Origin of the sequence: Actinokineospora sp. UTMC 2448, assembly GCF_024760565.1 — a bacterium.
Classification (GTDB): Bacteria; Actinomycetota; Actinomycetes; order Mycobacteriales; family Pseudonocardiaceae; genus Actinokineospora; species Actinokineospora fastidiosa.
The window spans coordinates 4,603,821-4,623,968 of the sequence record NZ_CP031087.1 but is presented as its reverse complement, the minus strand read 5'-3'; the positions used below and the strand labels follow the sequence as shown (position 1 = coordinate 4,623,968).

The 20,148-nt window shown below is 73.5% G+C and carries 17 protein-coding genes; 3 read left to right on the top strand and 14 right to left on the bottom strand.

All coding sequences use genetic code 11. From position 1 onward, the window contains the following. Window positions 1-39: 39 nt before the first annotated feature. On the bottom strand, window positions 40-747 hold the full coding sequence (locus tag Actkin_RS21070) for a class I SAM-dependent methyltransferase (RefSeq protein WP_258903928.1): 708 nt from the start codon (window positions 745-747) through the stop codon (window positions 40-42). Window positions 748-993: 246 nt separating this feature from the next. On the opposite strand from Actkin_RS21070, the gene Actkin_RS21065 reads away from it, so the two are divergent. The 3 genes from Actkin_RS21065 (at window position 994) to Actkin_RS21055 (ending at window position 6,277) form a co-directional block, all read left to right on the top strand. Further along, the gene (locus Actkin_RS21065; protein ID WP_258903927.1) at window positions 994-4,815 is read left to right on the top strand and encodes an endo-alpha-N-acetylgalactosaminidase family protein; all 3,822 of its coding nucleotides are present in this window, start codon (window positions 994-996) and stop codon (window positions 4,813-4,815) included. A 69-nt stretch (window positions 4,816-4,884) separates the two neighbouring features. Further along, window positions 4,885-5,310: a YybH family protein gene (locus tag Actkin_RS21060; RefSeq protein WP_189211220.1), complete on the top strand. Its 426-nt coding sequence runs from the start codon at window positions 4,885-4,887 to the stop codon at window positions 5,308-5,310. Window positions 5,311-5,365: 55 nt separating this feature from the next. After that, window positions 5,366-6,277, top strand: a complete 912-nt coding sequence (locus Actkin_RS21055) for a hypothetical protein (RefSeq protein WP_258903926.1) — start codon at window positions 5,366-5,368, stop codon at window positions 6,275-6,277. 306 nt (window positions 6,278-6,583) lie between these two features. Here Actkin_RS21055 and Actkin_RS21050 read toward each other — a convergent pair whose 3' ends face one another. The 13 genes from Actkin_RS21050 to Actkin_RS20990 form a co-directional block, all read right to left on the bottom strand. Beyond that, entirely contained in the window at window positions 6,584-7,852 is a 1,269-nt protein-coding gene (locus Actkin_RS21050) for an ATP-grasp domain-containing protein (RefSeq protein ID WP_258903925.1), read from the bottom strand. Between the two features lie 16 nt (window positions 7,853-7,868). After that, the gene (locus Actkin_RS21045; RefSeq protein ID WP_258903924.1) at window positions 7,869-9,224 is read right to left on the bottom strand and encodes an FAD-binding oxidoreductase; all 1,356 of its coding nucleotides are present in this window, start codon (window positions 9,222-9,224) and stop codon (window positions 7,869-7,871) included. Next, window positions 9,221-9,544, bottom strand: a complete 324-nt coding sequence (locus Actkin_RS21040) for an avidin-fold protein (RefSeq protein WP_189211216.1) — start codon at window positions 9,542-9,544, stop codon at window positions 9,221-9,223. Before Actkin_RS21040 ends, Actkin_RS21045 begins: the two co-directional genes overlap by 4 nt. Continuing rightward, window positions 9,541-10,833, bottom strand: coding sequence for an ATP-grasp domain-containing protein (locus Actkin_RS21035; RefSeq protein ID WP_258903923.1), 1,293 nt, complete (start codon window positions 10,831-10,833; stop codon window positions 9,541-9,543). The genes Actkin_RS21040 and Actkin_RS21035 overlap by 4 nt, the downstream gene beginning before the upstream one ends. Before the next feature lie 26 nt (window positions 10,834-10,859). Continuing rightward, window positions 10,860-11,906: an NAD(P)/FAD-dependent oxidoreductase gene (locus Actkin_RS21030; protein ID WP_258903922.1), complete on the bottom strand. Its 1,047-nt coding sequence runs from the start codon at window positions 11,904-11,906 to the stop codon at window positions 10,860-10,862. Between the two features lies 1 nt (window position 11,907). Further along, entirely contained in the window at window positions 11,908-13,509 is a 1,602-nt protein-coding gene (locus Actkin_RS21025) for a class I tRNA ligase family protein (RefSeq protein WP_258903921.1), read from the bottom strand. Next, window positions 13,506-13,871, bottom strand: a complete 366-nt coding sequence (locus Actkin_RS21020) for a cupin domain-containing protein (RefSeq protein ID WP_189211213.1) — start codon at window positions 13,869-13,871, stop codon at window positions 13,506-13,508. The genes Actkin_RS21025 and Actkin_RS21020 overlap by 4 nt, the downstream gene beginning before the upstream one ends. Continuing rightward, on the bottom strand, window positions 13,871-15,211 hold the full coding sequence (locus Actkin_RS21015; protein ID WP_258903920.1) for a lysine N(6)-hydroxylase/L-ornithine N(5)-oxygenase family protein: 1,341 nt from the start codon (window positions 15,209-15,211) through the stop codon (window positions 13,871-13,873). The genes Actkin_RS21020 and Actkin_RS21015 overlap by 1 nt, the downstream gene beginning before the upstream one ends. Window positions 15,212-15,281: 70 nt before the next feature. Further along, entirely contained in the window at window positions 15,282-16,586 is a 1,305-nt protein-coding gene (locus Actkin_RS21010) for an ATP-binding protein (protein ID WP_258903919.1), read from the bottom strand. A gap of 125 nt (window positions 16,587-16,711) precedes the next feature. Then, complete coding sequence (locus tag Actkin_RS21005) at window positions 16,712-17,941, bottom strand: MFS transporter (RefSeq protein ID WP_258903918.1); 1,230 nt, start codon at window positions 17,939-17,941, stop codon at window positions 16,712-16,714. 72 nt (window positions 17,942-18,013) lie between these two features. Beyond that, on the bottom strand, window positions 18,014-18,844 hold the full coding sequence (locus tag Actkin_RS21000) for an isocitrate lyase/PEP mutase family protein (protein WP_258903917.1): 831 nt from the start codon (window positions 18,842-18,844) through the stop codon (window positions 18,014-18,016). A gap of 38 nt (window positions 18,845-18,882) precedes the next feature. Further along, the gene (locus Actkin_RS20995; protein ID WP_189211209.1) at window positions 18,883-19,344 is read right to left on the bottom strand and encodes an acyl-CoA thioesterase; all 462 of its coding nucleotides are present in this window, start codon (window positions 19,342-19,344) and stop codon (window positions 18,883-18,885) included. Between the two features lie 37 nt (window positions 19,345-19,381). Beyond that, the gene (locus tag Actkin_RS20990; protein WP_258903916.1) at window positions 19,382-20,134 is read right to left on the bottom strand and encodes a thioesterase II family protein; all 753 of its coding nucleotides are present in this window, start codon (window positions 20,132-20,134) and stop codon (window positions 19,382-19,384) included. Window positions 20,135-20,148: the final 14 nt, after the last annotated feature.

Here is a 20,148-nt window from a genome sequence, read left to right as displayed (position 1 = left end):
TTGTCATCCGGCAACCGGGTGACGCGCCGCGCGGACGCCTCAGAGCCTGCGCCAGGCCAGCACTCCGGCGGGCGGGTCGGCGACCGGCGCGCAGCCCGCGGCCGCCAGTTCGGCGTGGAGGGTGGCGTCGGAGACCACGAAGGACGGGAACGACACCGACTCCGCCGAGACCGTCCGCCCGTTCTCGTGCACGCGGTAGGTCATCGTCCAGATGAGATGGTCGCCGTCCACGGTGGCCTCGGCGACGGTGTCGTAGCGGCGGCGGCCGAGCGTGCGGCCGGGGATCACGGCGGGCGGCACGGCGACCGGCTCCTGCGGGGCCTGGACGTCGACCACGACGATCCCGCCGTGGCGCAGCGCGGGCACCCACCGCGCCCACAGGGCGGCGCGGTCGGCGGGGGAGAAGTGGGTCATCACGTGCAGCGCGACGACCGCGTCCATCTCGCGGTCCACCTCGGCGCTCAGCGCGTCGGCGGGCAGGATCGTCACCGGCGGGTCGGGCAGGGCGGCCAGCCGGGTGGCGAGCGCGGCCCGCATCACCGCGGCGGGCTCGACGGCGAACACCTCGCCGCCCTCGGGCAGCCCGGCGGCGATGGTCTCGGTGAACTGCCCGGTCCCGGCGCCGATCTCCACCACGACGGCCGCGTCGGCGAGCAACGCGCGCAGCGCCGCGCGCATGGAGTCGCGCAGGGCGGCGGGGAAGATCAGGTCGTAGTACTGGGCGTTCACGGCGTATCCGTCGCTCATGGCTCCTCGCGGTCCCGGGCGGTGGCGCGGATCCCCTCCGGCCCGCGCCACCATATACGGAAACGATTGTCGTTATCTAGATGGTGTCGCGGGTGAACCGGCAATAGGTGATTGATGCTGTGGGTTGTGTCTGGCTTCTGAACATGATTGAACATGGACATGTCGGATTTTGCGCGTTACGCTCCGGCGGCCGAGGTGATCGGCAGGTCCCGCCGGGTTCCGGGAGGCAGCATCATGGTCAGAGGCATGCTCAGAGGCTGGGTCAGGGGCGTGGTCCCCGGCGTTGTGGTGGCGGTGGCGGCGGGAGGTGTGCTGGCCGCGCCCGCGGCCGCCGAGGACCCCGGGCTGGTCCTGCGGTCGGCGGAGTTGACCGTGACGGTCGGGGCCGACTTCCCGAGGGTCCTGTCGTACCGGGACAACGCCTCCGGCGCGGAGATCGGCGGCCGGTCGGCGCCCATCGGCGTCATCGCCGTCGACGGCGTGCCGCGCAGGGTGTCGCTGGCGGGTGATCCGGTCCTGGACGGCTCGGCGGCCCGCTACCGGCTGGCCTTCGCCGACCTGCCCGGGGTCGAACTCGACGCGAGCCTGTCGCTGGTCGGGCGGGTGACCACCTTCCGGATCGACGCGGTGCGCGACACCGAGGCCGACCGGGTGAACACCATCGACATCCCCGACCACGACCTGCTGTCGGTGTCGAGCGCGGACCCGGGCGCGCGGACCGCGTTCACCACGCTCGACCCGGACTCCACCCGCACCGCCGACCGCTTCGCCGAGGTCACCGACCGGACGCCGGTCGACCCGGCCCCGGTGGGCGCGACCTACGCGTTCGTCAGCGCGAACGGTCTGGCCGCGGGCATCGAGACCAACGCGACGGTGGACAAGCCCAGCGGCGCGTCCGCCGACGACGGGACCCGCTTCCTGCACCAGGCCCGCGCGGACGGCGACCACGTCCGCGTCGGGGTCTGGAGTGGACAGTGGACCTACCGGGGCGACACGTCCCCGTACACCGAGCCGCTGCCGTGGGCCAAGGTCGTCGTGACCCCGGACGCCAACGGCGACGGGACCGTGGACTGGCAGGACGGCGCGCTGGCCTTCCGCGACATCATGGTCACCCCCAAGGGCGGCGAGAAGACCGCCGACCGGGTCGTCCCGCGCATCCCGTTCAACTTCGCCAGCCAGGCGACGCACCCGTTCCTGCGGACCCTGGACGACACCAAGCGCATCGCCCTCGCCACCGACAACCTGGGCCAGCTCGCCCTGCTGAAGGGCTACCAGGCCGAGGGCCACGACTCCGCGCACCCGGACTACGGCGGCAACTACAACACCCGCGCTGGGGGCCGGGCCGACCTCAACACGCTGCTGGCCGAGGGCGAGAAGTGGAACGCCGACTTCGGCGTGCACGTCAACGCTACCGAGTCCTACGGCGAGGCGAACTCCTTCAGCGAGGAGCTGGTCGACCCGAAGGCGCGCGGCTGGAACTGGCTCAACCAGAGCTACTACATCAAGCAGCGCCCCGACCTGGCCTCCGGGAACATCATCGATCGCTTCCGGCAGCTGCGCGACGAGACGCACCCGAACCTGGAAGCCCTCTACATCGACGTCTACTACTCATCGGGCTGGCTCGCCGACAGCCTGAGCAGGCAGCTCGCCGAGCAGGGCTGGGAGCTGACCACCGAGTGGTCCGACCGCTTCGAGCGCTCGTCGCTGTGGTCGCACTGGGCCAATGACGTCGACTACGGCGGCGCTACCAACAAGGGCCTGAACTCGCAGATCATCCGGTTCCTGCGCAACGACCAGAAGGACGTCTGGAACGACCACCCGATCCTGGGCAAGGCCCAGCTGGTCGACTGGGAGGGCTGGACGGGCGAGACGGACTGGAACGAGTTCGAGGCCAACATCTGGCAGCACAACCTGCCCGCGAAGTTCCTGCAGCAGCAGCACATCGTGGACTGGAACACCGACGAGGTCGTGTTCGCCGGGGGTGTGCGCGGCAGCGTCGAGGACGGCCGACGCACGGTCACCGTGGACGGCCGCACGGTGCTCGACGGCGACCGCTACCTGCTGCCGTGGGCCAGCCAGGGCAAGGAGCGGCCCGACAAGCTGTACCACTACAACGCCGCGGGTGGCGCGTCCGCGTGGACGGTCCCCGGCGAGCTGGGCAAGGCGCGCAAGTTCACCGTCTACAAGCTGACCGACACCGGCCGCGTGAAGGTCGGCGTGGTCCAGGCGCGTGACGGCCGGATCGCGCTCGACGCCGAGCCCGGGCAGGCGTACGTGCTCTACCCGGACCGCGCGCCGAGGCAGGCAGCCGCGGACTGGGGGCACGGCACCGGCCTGGCCGACCCGGGCTTCAACGCGGGCTCGCTGAAGCACTGGGGCCCCACCGGCGCGGTCCGCGTGGACGAGCTGGCGACCGGGCAGCACGTGGCGGCGTTCGGCGCGGGCCCCGGGTCGATCGCGCAGCGCATCACCGGCCTGACCCCGGGCACGACCTACAGCGCGTCGGTGTGGCTGGAGATCGAGCCGGGCCGCAGCCGCCCGACCACGCTGGAGGTGCCGGGCGCGGCGAGCGTCACCGTCGAGCGGACCTCGGCGCGCAACTGGGTCGCCGCCGACGACAAGCACGGCAGCTACTTCCAGCGCGTGCGGGTGGTGTTCGCCGCGAAGCGCGACCACGCGCGGCTGGTCGTGCGGGTCGGCGACGGTGACGCCCGGGTGCAGGTGGACGACGCGCGGGTGGTGCCGATGTCCGTCTCCTCCGTGCACGACTTCGAGCACGTAGATCAGGGCTGGTGGCCGTTCATCAAGGGCGACGCGGGCGGCAGCACGGACCCGCGCACGCACATCGCCCGCAAGCACGCGCCGTACACGCAGGCGGGCTGGAACGGCAAGCTGGTCGACGACGTCCTCGACGGCGAGTGGTCGCTGAAGGCGCACGAGGAGAACCGCGGCCTGGTGTACCGGACCGCGCCGTGGACCGTGGAGTTGCGTGACGGGCACCGGTACAAGGTCGCCTTCGACTACGTCTCCGGGCGTGCGGGACAGTACCAGTGGGTGCACGGCACCGACCGGGTCGTGGACGGCAAGCCGGTCCCGGTGGACCTCAGCGCGGTCCCGATCGGCGAGCAGCGCGGCACGACGCGGTTCGAGCGGGACATCGTCGCCGGGTGCGGCGGCGACAACTGGGTCGGCCTACGCAAGCTGACGGGTGGCGGTGACCAGGCCGACTTCGTGATGGACAACTTCACCGTGACCGACCTGGGTCCGGCCGACACGGGAGCGGTCTGCGGCAAGCTGTCCGTCACCGGGGCGGGCCTGACCGGCATGGCCTCCGGCGAGGCGAACCCGGTCAGCACCACGTTCACCAACAACGGCACCGAGGACGCCACGGCGGTCTCGCTCGCCCTGCGCGCGCCGGAGGGCTGGACGGTCGTTCCGCGCACCCCCGCGGAGTTCGCGGCCGTGGCGCCCGGCGCGACGGTGGCGACCGACTGGGACGTCACCCCGCCCGCGGGGCTCGCGGCGGGCCCGTACCCCGTCACGGCGGTCGCGGCCTACACCGCGGGCGGGCGGCCGGTCGCCGTCCCCGAGGTCGCCGCCACGGCCACCGTGCTGCCGCCGGGCACGATCCCGCAGTCGCGGATGCGCGTGCACGAGGTGAGCAGTGCGGAGACCAGCGCCGAGAACTCGGGCGCTGCCAAGGCGATCGACGGCAACCCGTCGTCCATCTGGCACACGGCGTACTCGGTGAGCCCGATCCCCGCGTACCCGCACACGATCACGCTGGACCTCGGCGCGCAGTACGACGTCACCGGCTACGGCTACCTGCCGCGCCAGGTGGGCACGAACGGGCGGATCAAGGACTACCGGCTGTTCGTCAGCGCCGACGGCCAGACCTGGGGCGAGCCGGTCTCGGCGGGCACGTTCGCGGCGGGGACGGCCGAGACCCGGCTGACGTTCCCGGCGGTCACGGGCCGTTACGTGCGGCTGGTGGGCGTCACGTCCTACAACGGTCAACCCTTCGCGGCCGCCGCGGAACTGACCGTGTTCGGCAGGAAGCGATCCTGATCGGTCTGACATTTCGCCCCGCTGCGGTGTCGTATGAGGTGTAACGGCGCCTGACGAAGGGACGGGGCGATGGTGGCGGAAAGCGCGATCAGGCAGGTGGTCGATGGGGTGATCGACGGGATCAGGCGGAAGGATCTCGTCGGTCTGCGGCGGCTCTACGCCGAGGACGTCGTGTCGTTCGACGTGGAGCCGCCGCTGCAGCACGTCGGCGTGGACGCGAAGCTCGGGAACTGGACCAATGTCTTCGCGTTCCTCGACAACCTCGACTACGAGGTGCGCGACCTGCGGATCACGGCGGGGGAGGACGTGGCGTTCGGTCACGGCTTCGGACGGCTCAGCGGCACGCTCCCGGACGGGACGACGACGCCCGGGATGTGGGTCAGGGCCACCTTCTGCTTCCGGAAGGTCGACGGTGAGTGGCTGATCGTGCACGACCAGGTGTCGGTGCCGTTCGACATCGCCAGCGGCAAGGGGGTGACGGACCTGCGGCCCTAGGCGGTGGCCCCGGTCGGTTAAGGTCGCGCACCGGACTTACTGGGGAGAAACGGACATGCGCGATCCGCTTGCGGACCATCCCGACCTGACCGACGAAGCGTGGATCAGGGAGGCCACGAAACGCGCGCGGCGGGCCGCCCGGGCCGACCGCGCGCCCCGGCCCCGCCGCGTTCGGCGGAGACCGAGCGCGCTGGTCGTCGTGGGCGTGGTGACGGCCATGCTGCTGGCCGGGGCCGTGGTGTTCCGGGCGGACCTCTTCGGCGACCCCGTGGCCGCGGCGGACCGCGCGCCGTCGGGGCGGGTCGACCGGGAGCGGCCCTTCGTCGGCTCCCTCGCCGAGGCGCGGCCGGACGGCGCGGCCGGGATCGTCGTCCCGGTCGCGGCCCCGGTCGGCGCCTACTCGGCCGAAGAGGTCGCGGCGGCGTACTCGGCGGTGCGCGACCTGCTCATCGCCGGACGGGTCGACGGCCGGGCGCTGAACGAGGGCCGCTTCGACGCCCTGCTCGCCGGGCTGACCCCCGAGTCGCGGGAGCACGTGCGCAAGGGGTTGGCGGGGCGGAGCGCGCTGGCGTGGGCGACGGTGATCGAGCCCGGCGTCCGCCTCCTCCCGGTGCCGCCCAAGGTGGACGGCGCCATGGTCGCCACGGTGGGCGACGGGGGCCGACTGGTCGTCGACACCGACTACACGTTCGCCTACGCCTTCGACGTCCCGGGCGCGCTGACCGTGGACGAGTACGTGGCCATGCTGCGCTACCAGGTCCGCTTCACGGTGACCGACACCGGCCTGCACCCCACCTCCGCGGAGGGCTACGCCCTCGCCATGTCCTGCGCCGCGATGGCCCGCGGCCGCCTCGCCCCCCTCACCCCCGACGACGTCACCCTCGTCGACCCGGCCTCCGCCACCCGCATCGACCCGTTCGACCACACCCAACCCCTACCGGACACCGGATCCTGCCGGGTGGAGTAGCCGCGCGCACGGCTCCCCAACCCGCCGCTCGCACGCGTGGGGGGCGGGTTGTGTCTGGGTGGTGGGTTGAGGGTTCGGCCTGTGTGGTCGTGAGTGGGGTTTGGGTCGTGGATTGGGGTTCTCGGTCGGGCGTGAGTGGGTGGGTGGGGGTTGCGGTTCTCCCTTGGTGTGGTCGTGAGTGGGGGCGGGTTTGGTTGGTGCGTTAGGGTTCCTGGCTTGTTGGGTCGCGCGTGGTGAGGGTGGGGTCGTGTCTGGTGGGGACGCGGGCCGTGGGTTCGGCCGCTTCGGCCCACGCTCCCGGACTGCTCAGCGGTGGACTCGGCCCGGGATGGTGACCGGGCGCGTGCTCAGCACCTCCACCCTGATCCGCTCGATCGCCAGCTCCGCCGTCTTCTCCGCGGCCCCCGGCGTCTCCGCGACCGCCATCACCGAGCCTGCGCGGTCCCAGGAGCTGCGGAGCTCCCGCACCTCGTCGCCCTCGGTGACGGTGAGGGTCGCGCGGACCACGCCGGGGATGGCGGCGGCCTCGTCGACGCCCTCGATGGTGGTGACCTCGCCTGGGGCCAGGCGCAGGAAGCGGACGGTCGCGCCGTGGCGGGCGCGGGTCGGGAGCGGGTCGGGGCGTTCGCCGCGCATCACCGCGTAGTAGGCGGCGGCCAGGTTCACCGGGTACGCCCGCTCGATCAGCTCGGCGATGCCGTCGCCGGGGAAGCGGCCAGCGCACTCCACCAGGTGCGGCTCGCCCTCGACGACGATCCACTCGCAGTGCACGACGCCGCTGGCGAAGCCGACCGCGCGCAGGACCGCCTCCGTGCGGTCGCGCATCCGCGCCGCCAGGGCGTCGGGGATGTCGGCGGGGACGGTGTGGCCGAGCTCGACCGGGCGCGGCCCGGGGAACAGCGTCTTCGCCGTGACGTTGGCGAACAGCGTCTCCCCCTCGCGCACCAGCAGCTCCACGCTGTACTCGGGCCCGCGCAGGTAGCCCTCGACGAGCATGTGCAGCGGCATCCGCCGGTCCGGGACCAGCGCGCCCTCGTCCTGGGCGACGCACTCGGCCCAGGCCTGGTCGACCTCGGTGGCGTCGTGCAGCACCTTGGTGCCCACCGACGCCTGCCGGTTCGCGGGCTTGAGCACCACCGGGCCGGGGAACTCGGCCATGAACGCCCGCACGTCGTCCGGGCAGTCCACCCCGCGCGACGGCGGGTTGGCGATGCCCGCGGCGCGGGTGACCCGGCGCAGCTGGGACTTGTCGCGCAGGATCGCCGCCGCCGCCGAGCCCGCGCCCGGCAGGCCGTAGCGCTCGGCCAGCCGGGCGGCGAAGGGCGTCGCGTACTCCAGCAGCGGCACCACCATCGTCGGGGCGAGGTCGGGATGGGTGTTGTAGAACTCGTCGGCCGACGCGGGCGAGGTGTACTCCCACCCGATCAGCTCCCGCAGCATCGGCGCGCCCGCCATGGCCGCGGCGACGCCGCGCTTGCGGATGACGTCGGGCTCGTCGACGAGGAGCACCGAGTCCGGGGGGAAGTGGTCGAGCACGGGCAGCACGGGCAGGTAGCCGACGATGATCAGCGTCATCCGGTCCTCCACGGGGTCAGACGGCTTGGCCGAAGGTGAAGACGCGGTCAGGGTCGTAGCGGCGCTTCACCTCGACCAGCCGGTCGTGGTTGGGGCCGTGGTAGGCCGAGCGCCAGCCGGGCAGGTCCGGGTCGGTGAAGTTGAGGTAGGACCCCTCCCCGGCGTGCTCGCCCATGTCCTCGTGCAGCGCGGCGAGCCAGGCCAGGTTGTCGCGCTCGACCCCGGGGCCGTCCTCCGCCGTCCACGAGGTGTCCATGGACACCAGGAACAGCGTGTCCCGGTGCGGGAACGCCGTCGCGTGGACGGGGACGCGAGTGATCGCCCCGCCCCAGGTGAACAGCGCGACACCGCCGCCGTCGGGGTTCCCGCTGCCCGGCCACTTGTCCACAGCGGACAGCATCGTGGCCACGCCCGCGTCGGACAGCGGCTTGGGCGTGCACCTGGTGCGCACCGCGAACATGCCGCCCGCGGACTCGTGCCGCAGGTAGTCCTTGGCCTCCCAGTAGGTGCGGTCCGCGATGTCCATCCTGGACGGACGCGCGACCGCAAGCGCGGGCGCGAGGAACCCGCGCAGCTCGCTGGCCGGGCCGAGGTGCTGGCCGATCACGGACACGACGGGCTCCGACCCCGGCGCCCGGCTCACCCCGATGCGCGCGGCGAACTCGTCCGGCGCGGCCCGGACGGCCTCCTGCAGCGCGACGACCACCTCGTGCGCGTGCGCCCAGTCCCACAGCACCAGGCAGGTCGAGGCGGGCCGGGTCGGCCGGGCCTGGAAGGTGAAGGACGTGTTCACCCCGAAGTTGCCGCCGCCCCCGCCCCGGCAGGCCCAGAACAGGTCGGCCGCGCGGTTCTCGTCGCAGGTGACGATCGTGCCGTCGGCGAGCACCACCTCGGTCTCCACCAGCGAGTCGCAGGTGAGCCCGAACGCCCGGGACACCGCGGCCACCCCGCCGCCCAGGGTGAGCCCGCCGACGGCGACGTCGTCGGAGTTGCCGAGCGGGACGGCCAGGTCGTGGGCCCGCAGCGCGGCGTAGAGCGCGCCCATGCGGGTGCCGCCGCCCACGGTCACCAGCCCGGTGTCGGCGTCGACGGACACCCGGTCGATGGCGCGCAGGTCGAGCACCAGTCCGGTGTTGACGGAGTTGCCCGCGTAGCTGTGCCCGCCGCCGCGGGCCACGACCGGGACGCCGTTCTCCCGCGCCCAGGTGATGCCCGCTGCCACGTCGGCCGCCGACGCCGCGGCGAGCACGGCCGCGGGCCGCACGCCCGCGTACCGCCGGTTGACCGGCTGGCTGCCCGCGGTGTAGCCGGGATCGCCGGGCAGCAGCACCCGCCCGTCGACCAGCCCGCCGAGGCCGGAGAAGTCGGTCATCGCACTTCCTCAAGGTAGGAGACGCCGGACGCGGCGTGCTCGCCGAAGCGTTCCCATTCCTCGCGCAGCACGATCCGGCCGTCGGGGTCCTGGCGAGGGGTGTTGACCGTGCGCCCGGAGATGATCTCCCCGCCCGCCAGCACCATCGTGTACGCCAGCCGCAGCGTGCCGTCGGGCTCGCACCGGCCGGTCACCGCGCCGCGGCGCACCGCCCCGCCGGTGAAGTCGGCCCAGACCAGGTCGCCGTCCTGGCGGTAGCGCGCCTCGGTGCCGTCGCCCCCGCCCGCCTTGCGGAACCGGCGGCCGTCGTAGTCGATCATGCGTCGGCGTCCAGCAGTCCGGCGGGCATCTCCAGGGCGGCGCCCTCGGGCTTCGGCGCGATCGGCTCGGCGTCGACCTCGACGGCCGCCGCGGCCGCGGTGAGCCGTTCCGCGCAAGTCGCGGTGTCCTCCGCTGCGCAGACGACGAACGAGTGCCGGGCGATGTAGCCGCCGGGCGGCAGCCGCAGCGTCGTGCCCGGGTCGACCATCGCCGCCGCGGTGACCAGTCCGGGGCCGGACTCCGGCACCCGCACCGCGTGCACCACGCAGTCCGTGTCGGGGTAGCCGAACCGGATGCCCGCCACCCCGGCGCGGGACGGCGTGACGTCCGGCCGGTTGCCCGCGGCGACGTCGACCAGCACCTCGCCCGGATCGATGCCGGTGGCGAGCTTGCCGAGGTACGGGATGAGGTCCCCGCCGAGCCTGCCGTTGACCTCGATGATGACCGGGCCGCGCGCGGTCAGCCGGACCTCGGTATGCGTCAGTCCGTTCTCCACGCCCAGTTCGCGGTGCGCCCTGGTGATGGTGTCGAGCAGGACGGGGTCGCTCAGCAGCGGGTCGGCGCCGTCGACGACGTGGCCCACCTCCTCGAAGTACGGCGCGTGCCCGGTCTGCTTGCGGGCGATGAACATGGGCAGGTACTCGCCCTTGTGCACCGCGCCGTCGACGCTGATCTCCGGCCCGTCGGCGTACCCCTCCACGATGGCGCCGCCCCGGTAGGGCGCGTCCCCGATGAGACTGGCCTCGTGCGCTACCCGGAACGCGGCGTCCAGCCCGGACTCGTCGGCGGCGAGCACCACGCCCATGCTCGCGCCGAGCGCGCGCGGCTTGACCACCACGGGGTACCCGATCGCGGCCGCGGCGGCGCGGGCCTCCTCCGGCGTGGCCGCCATGGCGTGGCCCGGCTGCGGCAGCCCCGCCTCGGTGAGCCGGGTCCGGGTGCGCTTCTTGTCCCGGCAGCCGTGCACGCCCGCCAGGCTCAGCCCGGGCACGCCGAACTCCGCCGCCAGTTCGGCAGAGGGCATGACCAGCGGCTCGTCCCAGCACAGCACGCCGACGACCGACCAGCGCTTCGCCGCGGCCCGCGCCTGCGCCCGCAGCACGTCGTGGTCGAAGATGTTGGCCACGGTGATCTCGGTGAAGTAGTCGTGCTGCCAGGTGGGGTGCAGGTTGTTGATCAGCACCAGGTCGAGGCCGAGCGACCGGGCCCTGGCCGACGCGGACCGGACCAGGTACTCGCGGTAGAGCTTGAGCCCGCTGCCGATGACCAGCAGCGCCGGGTTGTCCATCTGCCTTCCTCTCGTTTCGGGTGGTCTCACGCGAGCACGGCGGTGAGCGTGTCGGCGATCTGCTCGGCCACCAGCGGCGCGGTGCGGAACCCGTCGCCGCCGCTGGCCGCCCTGGCCCACGCCGCCGGGCCGAGCCGGGTCAGCGCGCCGGTCCCGGTGTGCGGGTCGACGGCGTAGTGGCAGCGCCGCGCGGACACCACCGGGTAGCGGGCGGGCTCGGCCAGCACGCCCGCGTTGAGCACCAGGCCAGCCCAGCTGCGCTCGTCATCGTCGTCGTCGAGCACGGTGGTCTCCCGGCAGGCGGCGGCTGTGCTGATCTTGAGCAGCGTCTCGCCGCCGGGCGGGATCACCCACGACCGCCCGTCCGGGCCCGCCCTGCCGATGCCGGGCGCGTGCTCCCACCACCGCGCCAGGTCCTCCGGCGGGCGCAGGTAGACCACGGTCTGGCGGTACAGCACCGTCGGCACCTCCACCAGGTCCCGCGACCACGGGCCGGTGGCGACCAGCAGCACGTCCGCGCCGATCCGCTCGCCGCGCGCGGTGGTCGCCGCCGGGGCATCGCAGTCCACTTCGGACACCGGCTGCCACGGCCGCAGGCTGACCAGCGGGTGTCGGGACAGCCACCGGACGGCCGCGCGCAGGACGCGGTCGGCCAGCAGCACACCCGCGTCCGGCTCCAGCAGCCGGACCGTCCCGTCCGGGAACCGGACCGGCCCGTAGGCCTCCGGGTCCGCCACCGACAGCGGCAGGCCCGTGTCGGCGGCGATGGCGCGGGCCCGGGCCGCCGACTCCGGCGACACCGCGGTGACCACGCCGACGCGCCGGTAGAACCGCTCGCCCAGCAACGCCTCCAGTGCGAGCCACCGCTCGTGCGCGGCCATCGCGACCGCCGTGGCCGCCGGGTCGTCCGGGTCCAGCGCCCGGATCGCCCGGTGCTGGTCGAACGACGTCGACCGGGGGTTCGGGATCGGCCCCCGGTCCAGCACCGTGACCCGGTGGCCCGCCGCGGCGCACCGGATCGCCGTGAGCAGCCCCGTCGCCCCCGCGCCCACCACCAACACCTGCCGGTACACCTCAGGCCACCGCCGTGCTCAGCCGCGGCGTGACGGCGTCGCGGTCGCCGTCGGGCAGACCGGCGACGGTCACCGTCGTGCTCAGCCGCGGCAGCGGCCTCGGGGTGATCGTCTCCGGGCCGCCGTCGGGCAGACCGGGCTCGACGCCCGCCCGCTCGGCGAGGTCGATCAGGATCGGCGCGGCGCAGCGCAGCAGCGCCTCGGCCTCGTGGAAGAAGTCGCCAGCGTCCTCAGCCGACACCGGGCGCCGGTCGAGCCGGGCCAGGTGCTCGGTGAGCGTGCCCGCGGCCCGGTGCAGGCTGAACGCGGGCAACTCGTAGCAGGCCGCGAACCGCTCGCCCATCCGCGCCGCCGCCGCGCGCGAGCGGGCCGACACCGGCAGCGGGCCAGCGCCCGCGAACGCCTCGGCCTTGGCGGCTACCCGGTTCCACGGGTCGACCAGCCTGCTCGTGGTGATCCGGTCCATCACCGCCCGGCTGAAGTCGGTGCGCTGGTGCTCGGGGCTGGTGACCGCCAGGTGGAAGCGGATCAGGTCGCGCGGCGCCTCGGCCGCGAGGTCGCACCCCCACACCGCATGCCCCCGGCTGGTGGAGAACTTCTCCGTCTCCAGCTCGTAGAACTCGTTGGCGACGAACCACTCCGGCAGCGCGTATCGGCCCTCGTGGGCCAGCAGCATGGCCACCAGCGCGATGGCGAACGGGAAGGTGTTGTCGAAGCCGTGGAACAGCACCACGCCCCATCCCGAGTCGGCGCGGAACGGCTCGTCGTCGCGCGCGAGCACTGCGCCCCCGGCCTCGGCTGCCAGCGCGGCCGCGGCCACCGGCCACGGCCCCGCCTCGGCGTTCGGGTTGACCACCTGGCCCGCCACGCCGGGGAACGGCGCCCGGATGCCCCACCGGGTGGGGTAGGTCATCGGGTAGTCCGGCAGCGGCCGGTCCAGCATCTCCGCGATCGCCTGCGCCATGTGCGGGCGCAGCCGCGGGCGCATCCGCTCGAAGTAGGCGCGCAGCCCGGCGCGGTGCTCCTCCAGCGGGAGGACCAGCACTTCGACCTCGCGCAGCTCCAGCGGGTCGTCGGGGTCCGCGGTCGAGCGCGGCTCGATCAGCTCGCCGGGGGCGCACGGGTGCCCGCAGCTCTCGCAGACGCCCGCGCACCCGTCGGCCAGGCACACCGGGCAGCCGCCGCGGACGTAACCGTCCATCAGGTACTCGCCGGTGCGCGTCGAGTACGGGTACGGCATCGGCTTGAGCCGGAGCTTCCCGGTCGCGTGCAGCCTGCCGACGAAGTCCAGCACGACGTCGGCGTACCGCTCGTCGCCGCGGGTGAACCCGTCGTAGGCGATGCCGACCGCGTCCAGCGTGGCCTCGATCTGCTTGGTCGAGCGCTCGGCCAGCTCGCGCGGGTCGACGCCGAGGCGATCCGCGGTGGTGACGACGTAGGTGGGGCTGTCCTGGGCGCCCGTGCCCAGCACGACCTCCCGGCCCATCGCCCTGGCGTAGCGGGTGAAGACGTCCGCTGCCAGGAACGGGCCCGCGATGTGCCCGAGGTGCAGGTCGCCGTTGGCGGTCGGGGCGGGGGAGAGGACCATCAGCTTCTCGCTCATCGCACCGCCTCCTGGCTGGTGATGAAGCGCTCGGACATCGCGGTGTCCCACCAGATGCCGTAGTACTCGAACTCGGCGGCCGAGTCGTTGACGACCCGGTGGGTGCAGCCCGGCGGCAGGTGGGCGATGTCGCCCGCGGCGAACTCGTGCGCGTCGCCGTCGACCACCAGGGTCGCCCGGCCCGCCAGGGCGATGAAGATCTCGTGCTCGTGGTGCTCGTGGGCCACCGACTCCCCGCCCGGCCGCACCACGCACCACGCGCCCTCGAACGGCGCGGCGAGCGCGTCCCACGGCAGCAGGCGCTCGCCCTCGATGCCGTAGGCGGGGCTCAGGTTCGCCCGGTCCCGCTTGCGGACGCGCATCAGCCGCTCACCGCCCCGGCGACCGCGCGGCGGTCGAGCAGGTCGGTCACGATGTCCTGCGACCGGTGCGCCAGCACGCTGATCAGCGAGTCGGAGATGCCGTGCGTCGCCTCGTTGACGCCCTGCAGGTACATCGCGCCCCGGGCGGAGTCGCCCAGGTCCACGCGGTAGCGCCTGCTGACCGAGATCTCCGGCAGCCCGGCCCGCTCGGCGAGGTCGCGCACCATCCTCGGCATGCGGGGGTCGTAGCCGGTGCCGAGCAGGACGAGGTCGCAGCGCAGCCGCTCGACCGTCCCGGAGCGGTGGTCGAGCAGGTCGAGCACCACGTCGTCGCCCTCGGTGCGGGCCGCGACGACCTCGGTCATCGACCGCACCGTCGAGCGCTGCCTGCCGAGCATGCGCTGCTGGTAGAGCATCGAGTACAGCTCGTCGAGGAACGGCGGGGCCAGGCCCGCGTAGTTCGTCAGGTGCATCTCGTCGAGGATGCGCGCCCGCGTTTCAGCGGGGGCGTCGTAGAACTCGTCCACAAAGGACGGGTAGAACAACTCGTTGACGAACTTGCTCGTCTGGTAGTTGCGCAGGCCGATCGAGCGCAGCACCAGGGTCGGCTCGCTCAGCGGCAGGTCCTGGTGCACCGCCATGAACATCTCCGCCGCGCTCTGCGCGCCGCCGACCACGACCACGCGGGCGGGCTGGTCGGCGGGCACCTCGGTGATGCGCGAGCAGTACTGGGTGCTGTGGATGACGACGTTCTTCGGCAGGTCGGCGAAGACGTCCGGCACCCGGGCGTCGCGGCCGGTGCCGACGACGAGGTCGCGGCAGCGCACGACGTCGCCGCTGGACAGCGACACCGTCCAGCCCTCGATCTCGCCGTCCGGGCCGCGCCGGTGCTCGATCCGCTCGACCCGGGCGTCGTAGCGCACGCGCACCCGCTCCAGGGACTCCGCGACCCACTGCATGTACTCGGACAGCTCCCACCGGTACGGGTTGAAGGTGCCCAGGTTGACGAACTCGTCGAGCTTCCCGCGCTCGTGCAGGAAGCTCAGGAACGAGAACCGGCTGCGCGGGTTGCGCAGCGTCACCAGGTCCTTGAGGAAGGACACCTGGCTGCGCGCCCACGGCAGCAGCAGGTTGCGCTGCCACTTCGCGTCCGGGTACTGCTCCAGCACCAGCGTGTTCTCGGCGAGGCCATCGACGCCGGATTCCTCGATGGCCACCGCCAGGGCCAGATTCGCCGGCCCGGCGCCGATGGCCAGGACATCCACCTGTTGGTCTGTCACGTCCACCCCGATCATCGTGCTCTGCGGTGTGCGCTCGGCGGGGGAGAAATCGTCATCCACCCGTTCACGCGATCTGTCACCAATTCAAGCGCCGGGCCGGTTTGACTTCGCCCGCATCCGCATCGCCGAATCAACGGTGAATCAATTCCCGATTCGCGGGCCCGTCGAGCACCGCCATCGCGGTGGTCACGAATGCGCGCACGAGCGGATCGAGCAGGTAGGCGCCAGCGCGGTCGCCGTGGCGCAGCAGCCCGGCGTCGGCCAGCTCGACCACCAGGTCCTCGGCGACGGGCTCGCCCGCCCCGTCCACCCGGCCGCACGCCCAGACCACCGGGCGGTCGGCGGGCAGCGTGGCGAGCCCGGTCAGCAGCGCCCACGCGGGCGCGCTCAGCCGCAGGCACGCCGAGTCCAGCGACTCGCGCACCGACAGGTCGCCGACGCGCAGCCAGCGCAGCGCCGCGCCGGGCTCGGCAAGCCTGGCCGCCACCGCGCCCAGCGGCACGTGCGGGTTGGACACGAGCTTGCGGGCGAGGATGTCCAGGGCCAGCGGCAGGTCCCCGCACAGCGCGGCCAGCCGGTCGCAGGCGGCCGGGTCCGCCGCGGCCCGCCCGCCCGCCGCCGCGGCGATCATCGCCGCCGCGTCGGCCCTGGGCAGCACGTCCAGCCGCGTTCTCGGCACGCCGTGCAGGCCGGGCAGCGACGAGCGGCTGACGACGATGGTCACGCTGGCGCGGGTCTCGGCCAGCAGCGGGCGGACCTGGCGCTCGTCGCGGACGTTGTCCATGAGCACCACGAGCCGCCGTTCGGCCAGCAGCGACCGGTACAGCCCCGCGCGCTGGTCGACCGAGGCGGGCAGCGCCGTGCCGGGCACGCCCAGCGCGGTCAGGAAGCCCGCGAGCACCGCAGCGGCGCCCGCCGGGCCGTCCGGCAGCGGCGCGAGGTCGGCGTAGAGCTGGCCGTCGACCATGGCGGGCGCGATGTCGTGCGCGTGGCGCAGCGCGAGATGGCTCTTGCCCACCCCGACCGGCCCGCAGACGAGCACCGGGGCCCCGGCGCGCGCGGCCAGCCCGGCCAGCTCGGCGTCGCGCCCGACCAGCCCGCGCGGCCGCAGCGGGAGCTGCGCGGGCCGGGGCAGGCCTGCCCGCGCGGGCGGCTCGACCTGCTCGGCGGGCCGGGCGTCGGCGGCGGCCAGCCAGCGCCGCCGCCAGGTCTCCCGGTCGCCCCCGCACGCCGCGGCGAAGGCCAGCGCTACCTTGAGCGTCGGCAGCCGCCGCCCGCTCGCCGCGCTGGAGAGCACGGACGACGAATAGAGCGCCGTGCGCGCCATGTCCCGGTATGTCGGATTCCCCGCTTTCGCGCGCAGCGCGCGCAGTTCGCTTGCGAACGCGGCCACCGCACCGCCCGTCGAGTCGACGGGTTTCTCTGGCCTGCCCATTCTCGAAGCCTCCCATTGCGTGCCGATTGTCGATAACTGTGCGCAATCCGCGGTGCGGCTACCAGCCACCGATCGGCCTATCTTGGAAGCTTTTCGTGTTTTGTCAGTGGGCTGTGCGGCCGTTGTCAGTCGTTATTCAGAATCGAATGTCCGACCATTTCTCGCGGCTGGCGCATCCCGGCGAGCAGGAACGCCGCGGCCACCAGGCAGGCGAGGCCGCAGACCGGCCAGATCGCGTTCCCCATGCCCGCCCACGCCAGCACGCCGACGGTCGGGCCGATGGCCAGGCCGAGCCCGAACGCGGCCTGGTGCGCGCCGACGTAGCGGGCCCTGACCGCGACGGGATAGGTGGCGGGGTGGGCGAACATGCTCGGCCCGCTGATCATGATGCCCGCCACGAACACGACGGTCGTGGCCAGCAGCGGCACGGCGCTGTCGGACAGCCCGTACCCGGCCACGCCCAGGCCCATCACCACCGTGCCCGCCGCGCCCGCCAGGTGCGGCGGCCAGTGCCGGACGTAGGAGGTCACCTTCAGCTCGGCCAGGATCAGCACGAGCGACGCCGTCGCGAGCACGACGCTGTAGAGCGTCGTCGAGTGGCCGTCGCCGGTGATCTTCAGCGGCAGCGCCACGGTGTACTGCACGTACACCATCGAGCCGACCAGCGCCGCGGTGAGGAACAGCAGGAACCGGCGGTCGCGGACCAGCGCGGTGTACGCCGAGGCGCGGGCGGGAGCGTCGGGTTCCGCGCGCGGCGCGGGGGCGTCCGGCAGCAGTGTGCGGGCCAGCACGGCGAAGGCCAGCGCGGTGGCGGCGTCGAAGTAGAACAGCAGGTCCCAGTCGAGCAGGATCAGCCCGGCGGCCAGCAGCGGACCGGCCGCGGCCCCGGCGTTCATCGCCGTCCGCATCATCGAGAACGCCATCACCCGGTGTTCGTCGGGCATGAGGTCGCTCAGCAGCACCGCCGCGGCGGGCCGGTACGCCTGGGTCGCCATGCCCGCGAGCGCCATCACCACGAGGAGCACGGCGTACAGGCCGGGTGTGCTCAGCAGCGGGGCGACGCCCAGGACGACGGCCGACGTCGCCATCGCCGCGGTGATGGTCGCGCGCGGCCCGATGCGGTGGGTGAGTTCGCCGCCGATCAGGGTCCCGGCGACCGCGCCCGCGCTGTACGCGGTCAGCGCCGCGCCAGCCTGGGCGAGGGAGAACCCCTGCACCGTCAGGTAAAGCACCATGAACGTCTGGACGAACGCGCCGAGCTGGTTGACCAGCACCCCGCCCAGCAGGCACCGGACCGCGACCGGCGTGGCGCGCACGCTGGCCAGGACGCCGCCGTCGGTCTTGATCGCGGTCATCGTGTCCCCCCTCTCGTCGGCGCACGCCGGGACGCCCGCGACGGGGCGTCCCGACGTGCGCGGAAAGCCCGCCTACCGGCCGAACACGCTGTTGAGGCTCATGTAGTCGAGCGCGCCCGCGAGCTCGCCGTACGTGCCGTGCTCGACCAGTTCCACGGCGACCCGCTGCGCCAGGCTGTACGCGGCCTGGCTGATCGCGGTGCCCACGCTGACCCGCCGCGCGCCAGCGGCCTCGAACTCGGCCACCGTCGGCGCCCCGGGCCCGGCCATCACGTTGACCGGCAGCGGCACCGCCTTCACCAGCGCGGCCACGGCCTCCAGGTCGACCAGCCCGGGCACGAACAGGCAGTCGGCCCCGGCCTCGGCGTAGGCCTCGGCGCGCGCGACCACGTCGTCGAAGCGGTCCTCCTCCGCGCCGATCCCGAACAGGTAGACGTCCGTGCGGGCGTTCACCACCAGGTCGGGCACGCCCGCGGCCTCCGCGGCCGAGCGCGCCGCCCGCAGCCGCCGCGACTGCTCATCGCTGCCGAACAGCGGCTGCCCCGGGGCGACAGAGTCCTCGATGTTCACCCCGACCGCGCCCGCGTCGATCATCGCGGCCACGGTCGCGGCCACGTCGTCGGGGTCGGGCCCGTAGCCGCCCTCGATGTCGGCGGTGACCGGCAGGTCGACAGCGGCGCAGATCCGCCGCACCTGACCGGCCATCTCCTCGCGGGTCAGCGCCTGCCCGTCCGGCCTGCCCAGCGCCCAGGAGACCCCGCCGCTGGTGGTGGCCACCGCCCGCGCGCCGCTGCGCGCGATCAGCGCGGCGCTGCCCGCGTCCCAGGCGTTGGGCAGCACCAGCACCCCCTCGGCGTGCAGTGCCTTGAACGCGCTGGCCTTGGCGTTCCGGTTGTCGTTCACACGTCACCTTCTCTGTGGAGTTCCCCGAATATGTCTACTCAGGACGTACTGGCCGCGGGCTCGCGCATGAGCCCGGTCGTCGCCGCGCGGGTCTCGTCGGTCCACGGCGCGGACCGCCCGGTGGCGGGGTCGACCTTGACGACGGTGCGGTGCCCCTCGGCGTGGGTGACCGCGCCGTCGACGGAGTGCACGCGGAAGCCCCAGCGGAGGCTGGAGGTGCCCAGCGACTCGATCCAGAGGTGCACGGCGACCGGACCGGTGGACCGCACCGGGAACTGGTAGGAGATGTGCAGTTCGCGGATGGCGGCGAACATGTCCGGATGGGTGATCGCGCCGTCGCGGTAGCCGAGGCCGACGCGGGCGAGCACGGCCTCGCCCGCCTGCTCGACCAGGTTGATGTAGCGCGCGTTGTGCAGCTGTCCCATCGCGTCCAGGTCGCCGAAGTGGACCGGGAGCACGGCCACCACGCCGTACTCCGGGTGCTCGGTCAGCTCGGTCATCGCCTGCTCCTCGGGTGTGGGGTTCTCATGGGTTCGATCATGGCCGGGCCGCCGCGCGGAGGTTGCCCGCCACATCGGTGACGACCCCGATGGTGTGGTCGATCAGGTAGAAGTGGTGGCCGGGGAACTCGCGGTGGCCGAGGTGCTTGACCGTCCTCGGCGCCCACGAGTCCATCGCGCCCGGGGCGAGCAGCGGGTCGAGCCGCCCGCTGTAGGTGACGACAGGGCAGTCGATCAGGGTGTCGTCGTCGGTGTAGTCCGCGCACAGCTCCAGGTCCGCGCGCAGCGCCGGGAGCACCATGGCCAGCGCGCCCGGGTCGGCGATGATCTCCTCGGGCAGCGACCCGGTGTCCCGCAGCCAGGCGATCAGCCCGGGCTCGGGCTGGCGCGCGTGCTCGACGGTCGGCCGCGCGAACCCGACCGGCGCCCACGCCGAGGCCGCGAGCAGGACCGGCGGGTCGGCCCCCTCGCGCTCGATCGCCTGGGTCAGCGCGTAGGCGATCATCGCGCCCATGCTGTGGCCGAAGAACGCGTACGGCCTGCCGTCCAGCTCCGGCTCCAGCCCCGCCCACAGCGCGTCGACGAGGACGCCGAAGTCGGTGTGCGCGGGCTCCGACCGCCGGTCGAGTCGGCCGGGCAGGGTGACCACCTGGGCGGCGATGTCGCGGGGGAGCAGGCCGAACCAGTCCCGGAAGACCGTCCCGCCCGCGCCCGCTGGCGGGAACAGCAGCAGGCGCAGGTCGGCCTCCGCCGCGGCCTCCGCGGGCTGCAACCACCCTGCTGACGACATGGCGCGCTGACCCC

Bases quoted from the DNA above. Each gene is read 5' to 3' on its own strand.
- Actkin_RS21070 (WP_258903928.1), bottom strand. From the start codon at position 747: ATGAGCGACGGATACGCCGTGAACGCCCAGTACTACGACCTGATCTTC.
- Actkin_RS21065 (WP_258903927.1), top strand. From the start codon at position 994: ATGCTCAGAGGCTGGGTCAGGGGCGTGGTCCCCGGCGTTGTGGTGGCG.
- Actkin_RS21060 (WP_189211220.1), top strand. From the start codon at position 4,885: ATGGTGGCGGAAAGCGCGATCAGGCAGGTGGTCGATGGGGTGATCGAC.
- Actkin_RS21055 (WP_258903926.1), top strand. From the start codon at position 5,366: ATGCGCGATCCGCTTGCGGACCATCCCGACCTGACCGACGAAGCGTGG.
- Actkin_RS21050 (WP_258903925.1), bottom strand. From the start codon at position 7,852: ATGACGCTGATCATCGTCGGCTACCTGCCCGTGCTGCCCGTGCTCGAC.
- Actkin_RS21045 (WP_258903924.1), bottom strand. From the start codon at position 9,224: ATGACCGACTTCTCCGGCCTCGGCGGGCTGGTCGACGGGCGGGTGCTG.
- Actkin_RS21040 (WP_189211216.1), bottom strand. From the start codon at position 9,544: ATGATCGACTACGACGGCCGCCGGTTCCGCAAGGCGGGCGGGGGCGAC.
- Actkin_RS21035 (WP_258903923.1), bottom strand. From the start codon at position 10,833: ATGGACAACCCGGCGCTGCTGGTCATCGGCAGCGGGCTCAAGCTCTAC.
- Actkin_RS21025 (WP_258903921.1), bottom strand. From the start codon at position 13,509: ATGAGCGAGAAGCTGATGGTCCTCTCCCCCGCCCCGACCGCCAACGGC.
- Actkin_RS21020 (WP_189211213.1), bottom strand. From the start codon at position 13,871: ATGCGCGTCCGCAAGCGGGACCGGGCGAACCTGAGCCCCGCCTACGGC.
- Actkin_RS21010 (WP_258903919.1), bottom strand. From the start codon at position 16,586: ATGGGCAGGCCAGAGAAACCCGTCGACTCGACGGGCGGTGCGGTGGCC.
- Actkin_RS21005 (WP_258903918.1), bottom strand. From the start codon at position 17,941: ATGACCGCGATCAAGACCGACGGCGGCGTCCTGGCCAGCGTGCGCGCC.
- Actkin_RS20995 (WP_189211209.1), bottom strand. From the start codon at position 19,344: ATGACCGAGCTGACCGAGCACCCGGAGTACGGCGTGGTGGCCGTGCTC.
- Actkin_RS20990 (WP_258903916.1), bottom strand. From the start codon at position 20,134: ATGTCGTCAGCAGGGTGGTTGCAGCCCGCGGAGGCCGCGGCGGAGGCC.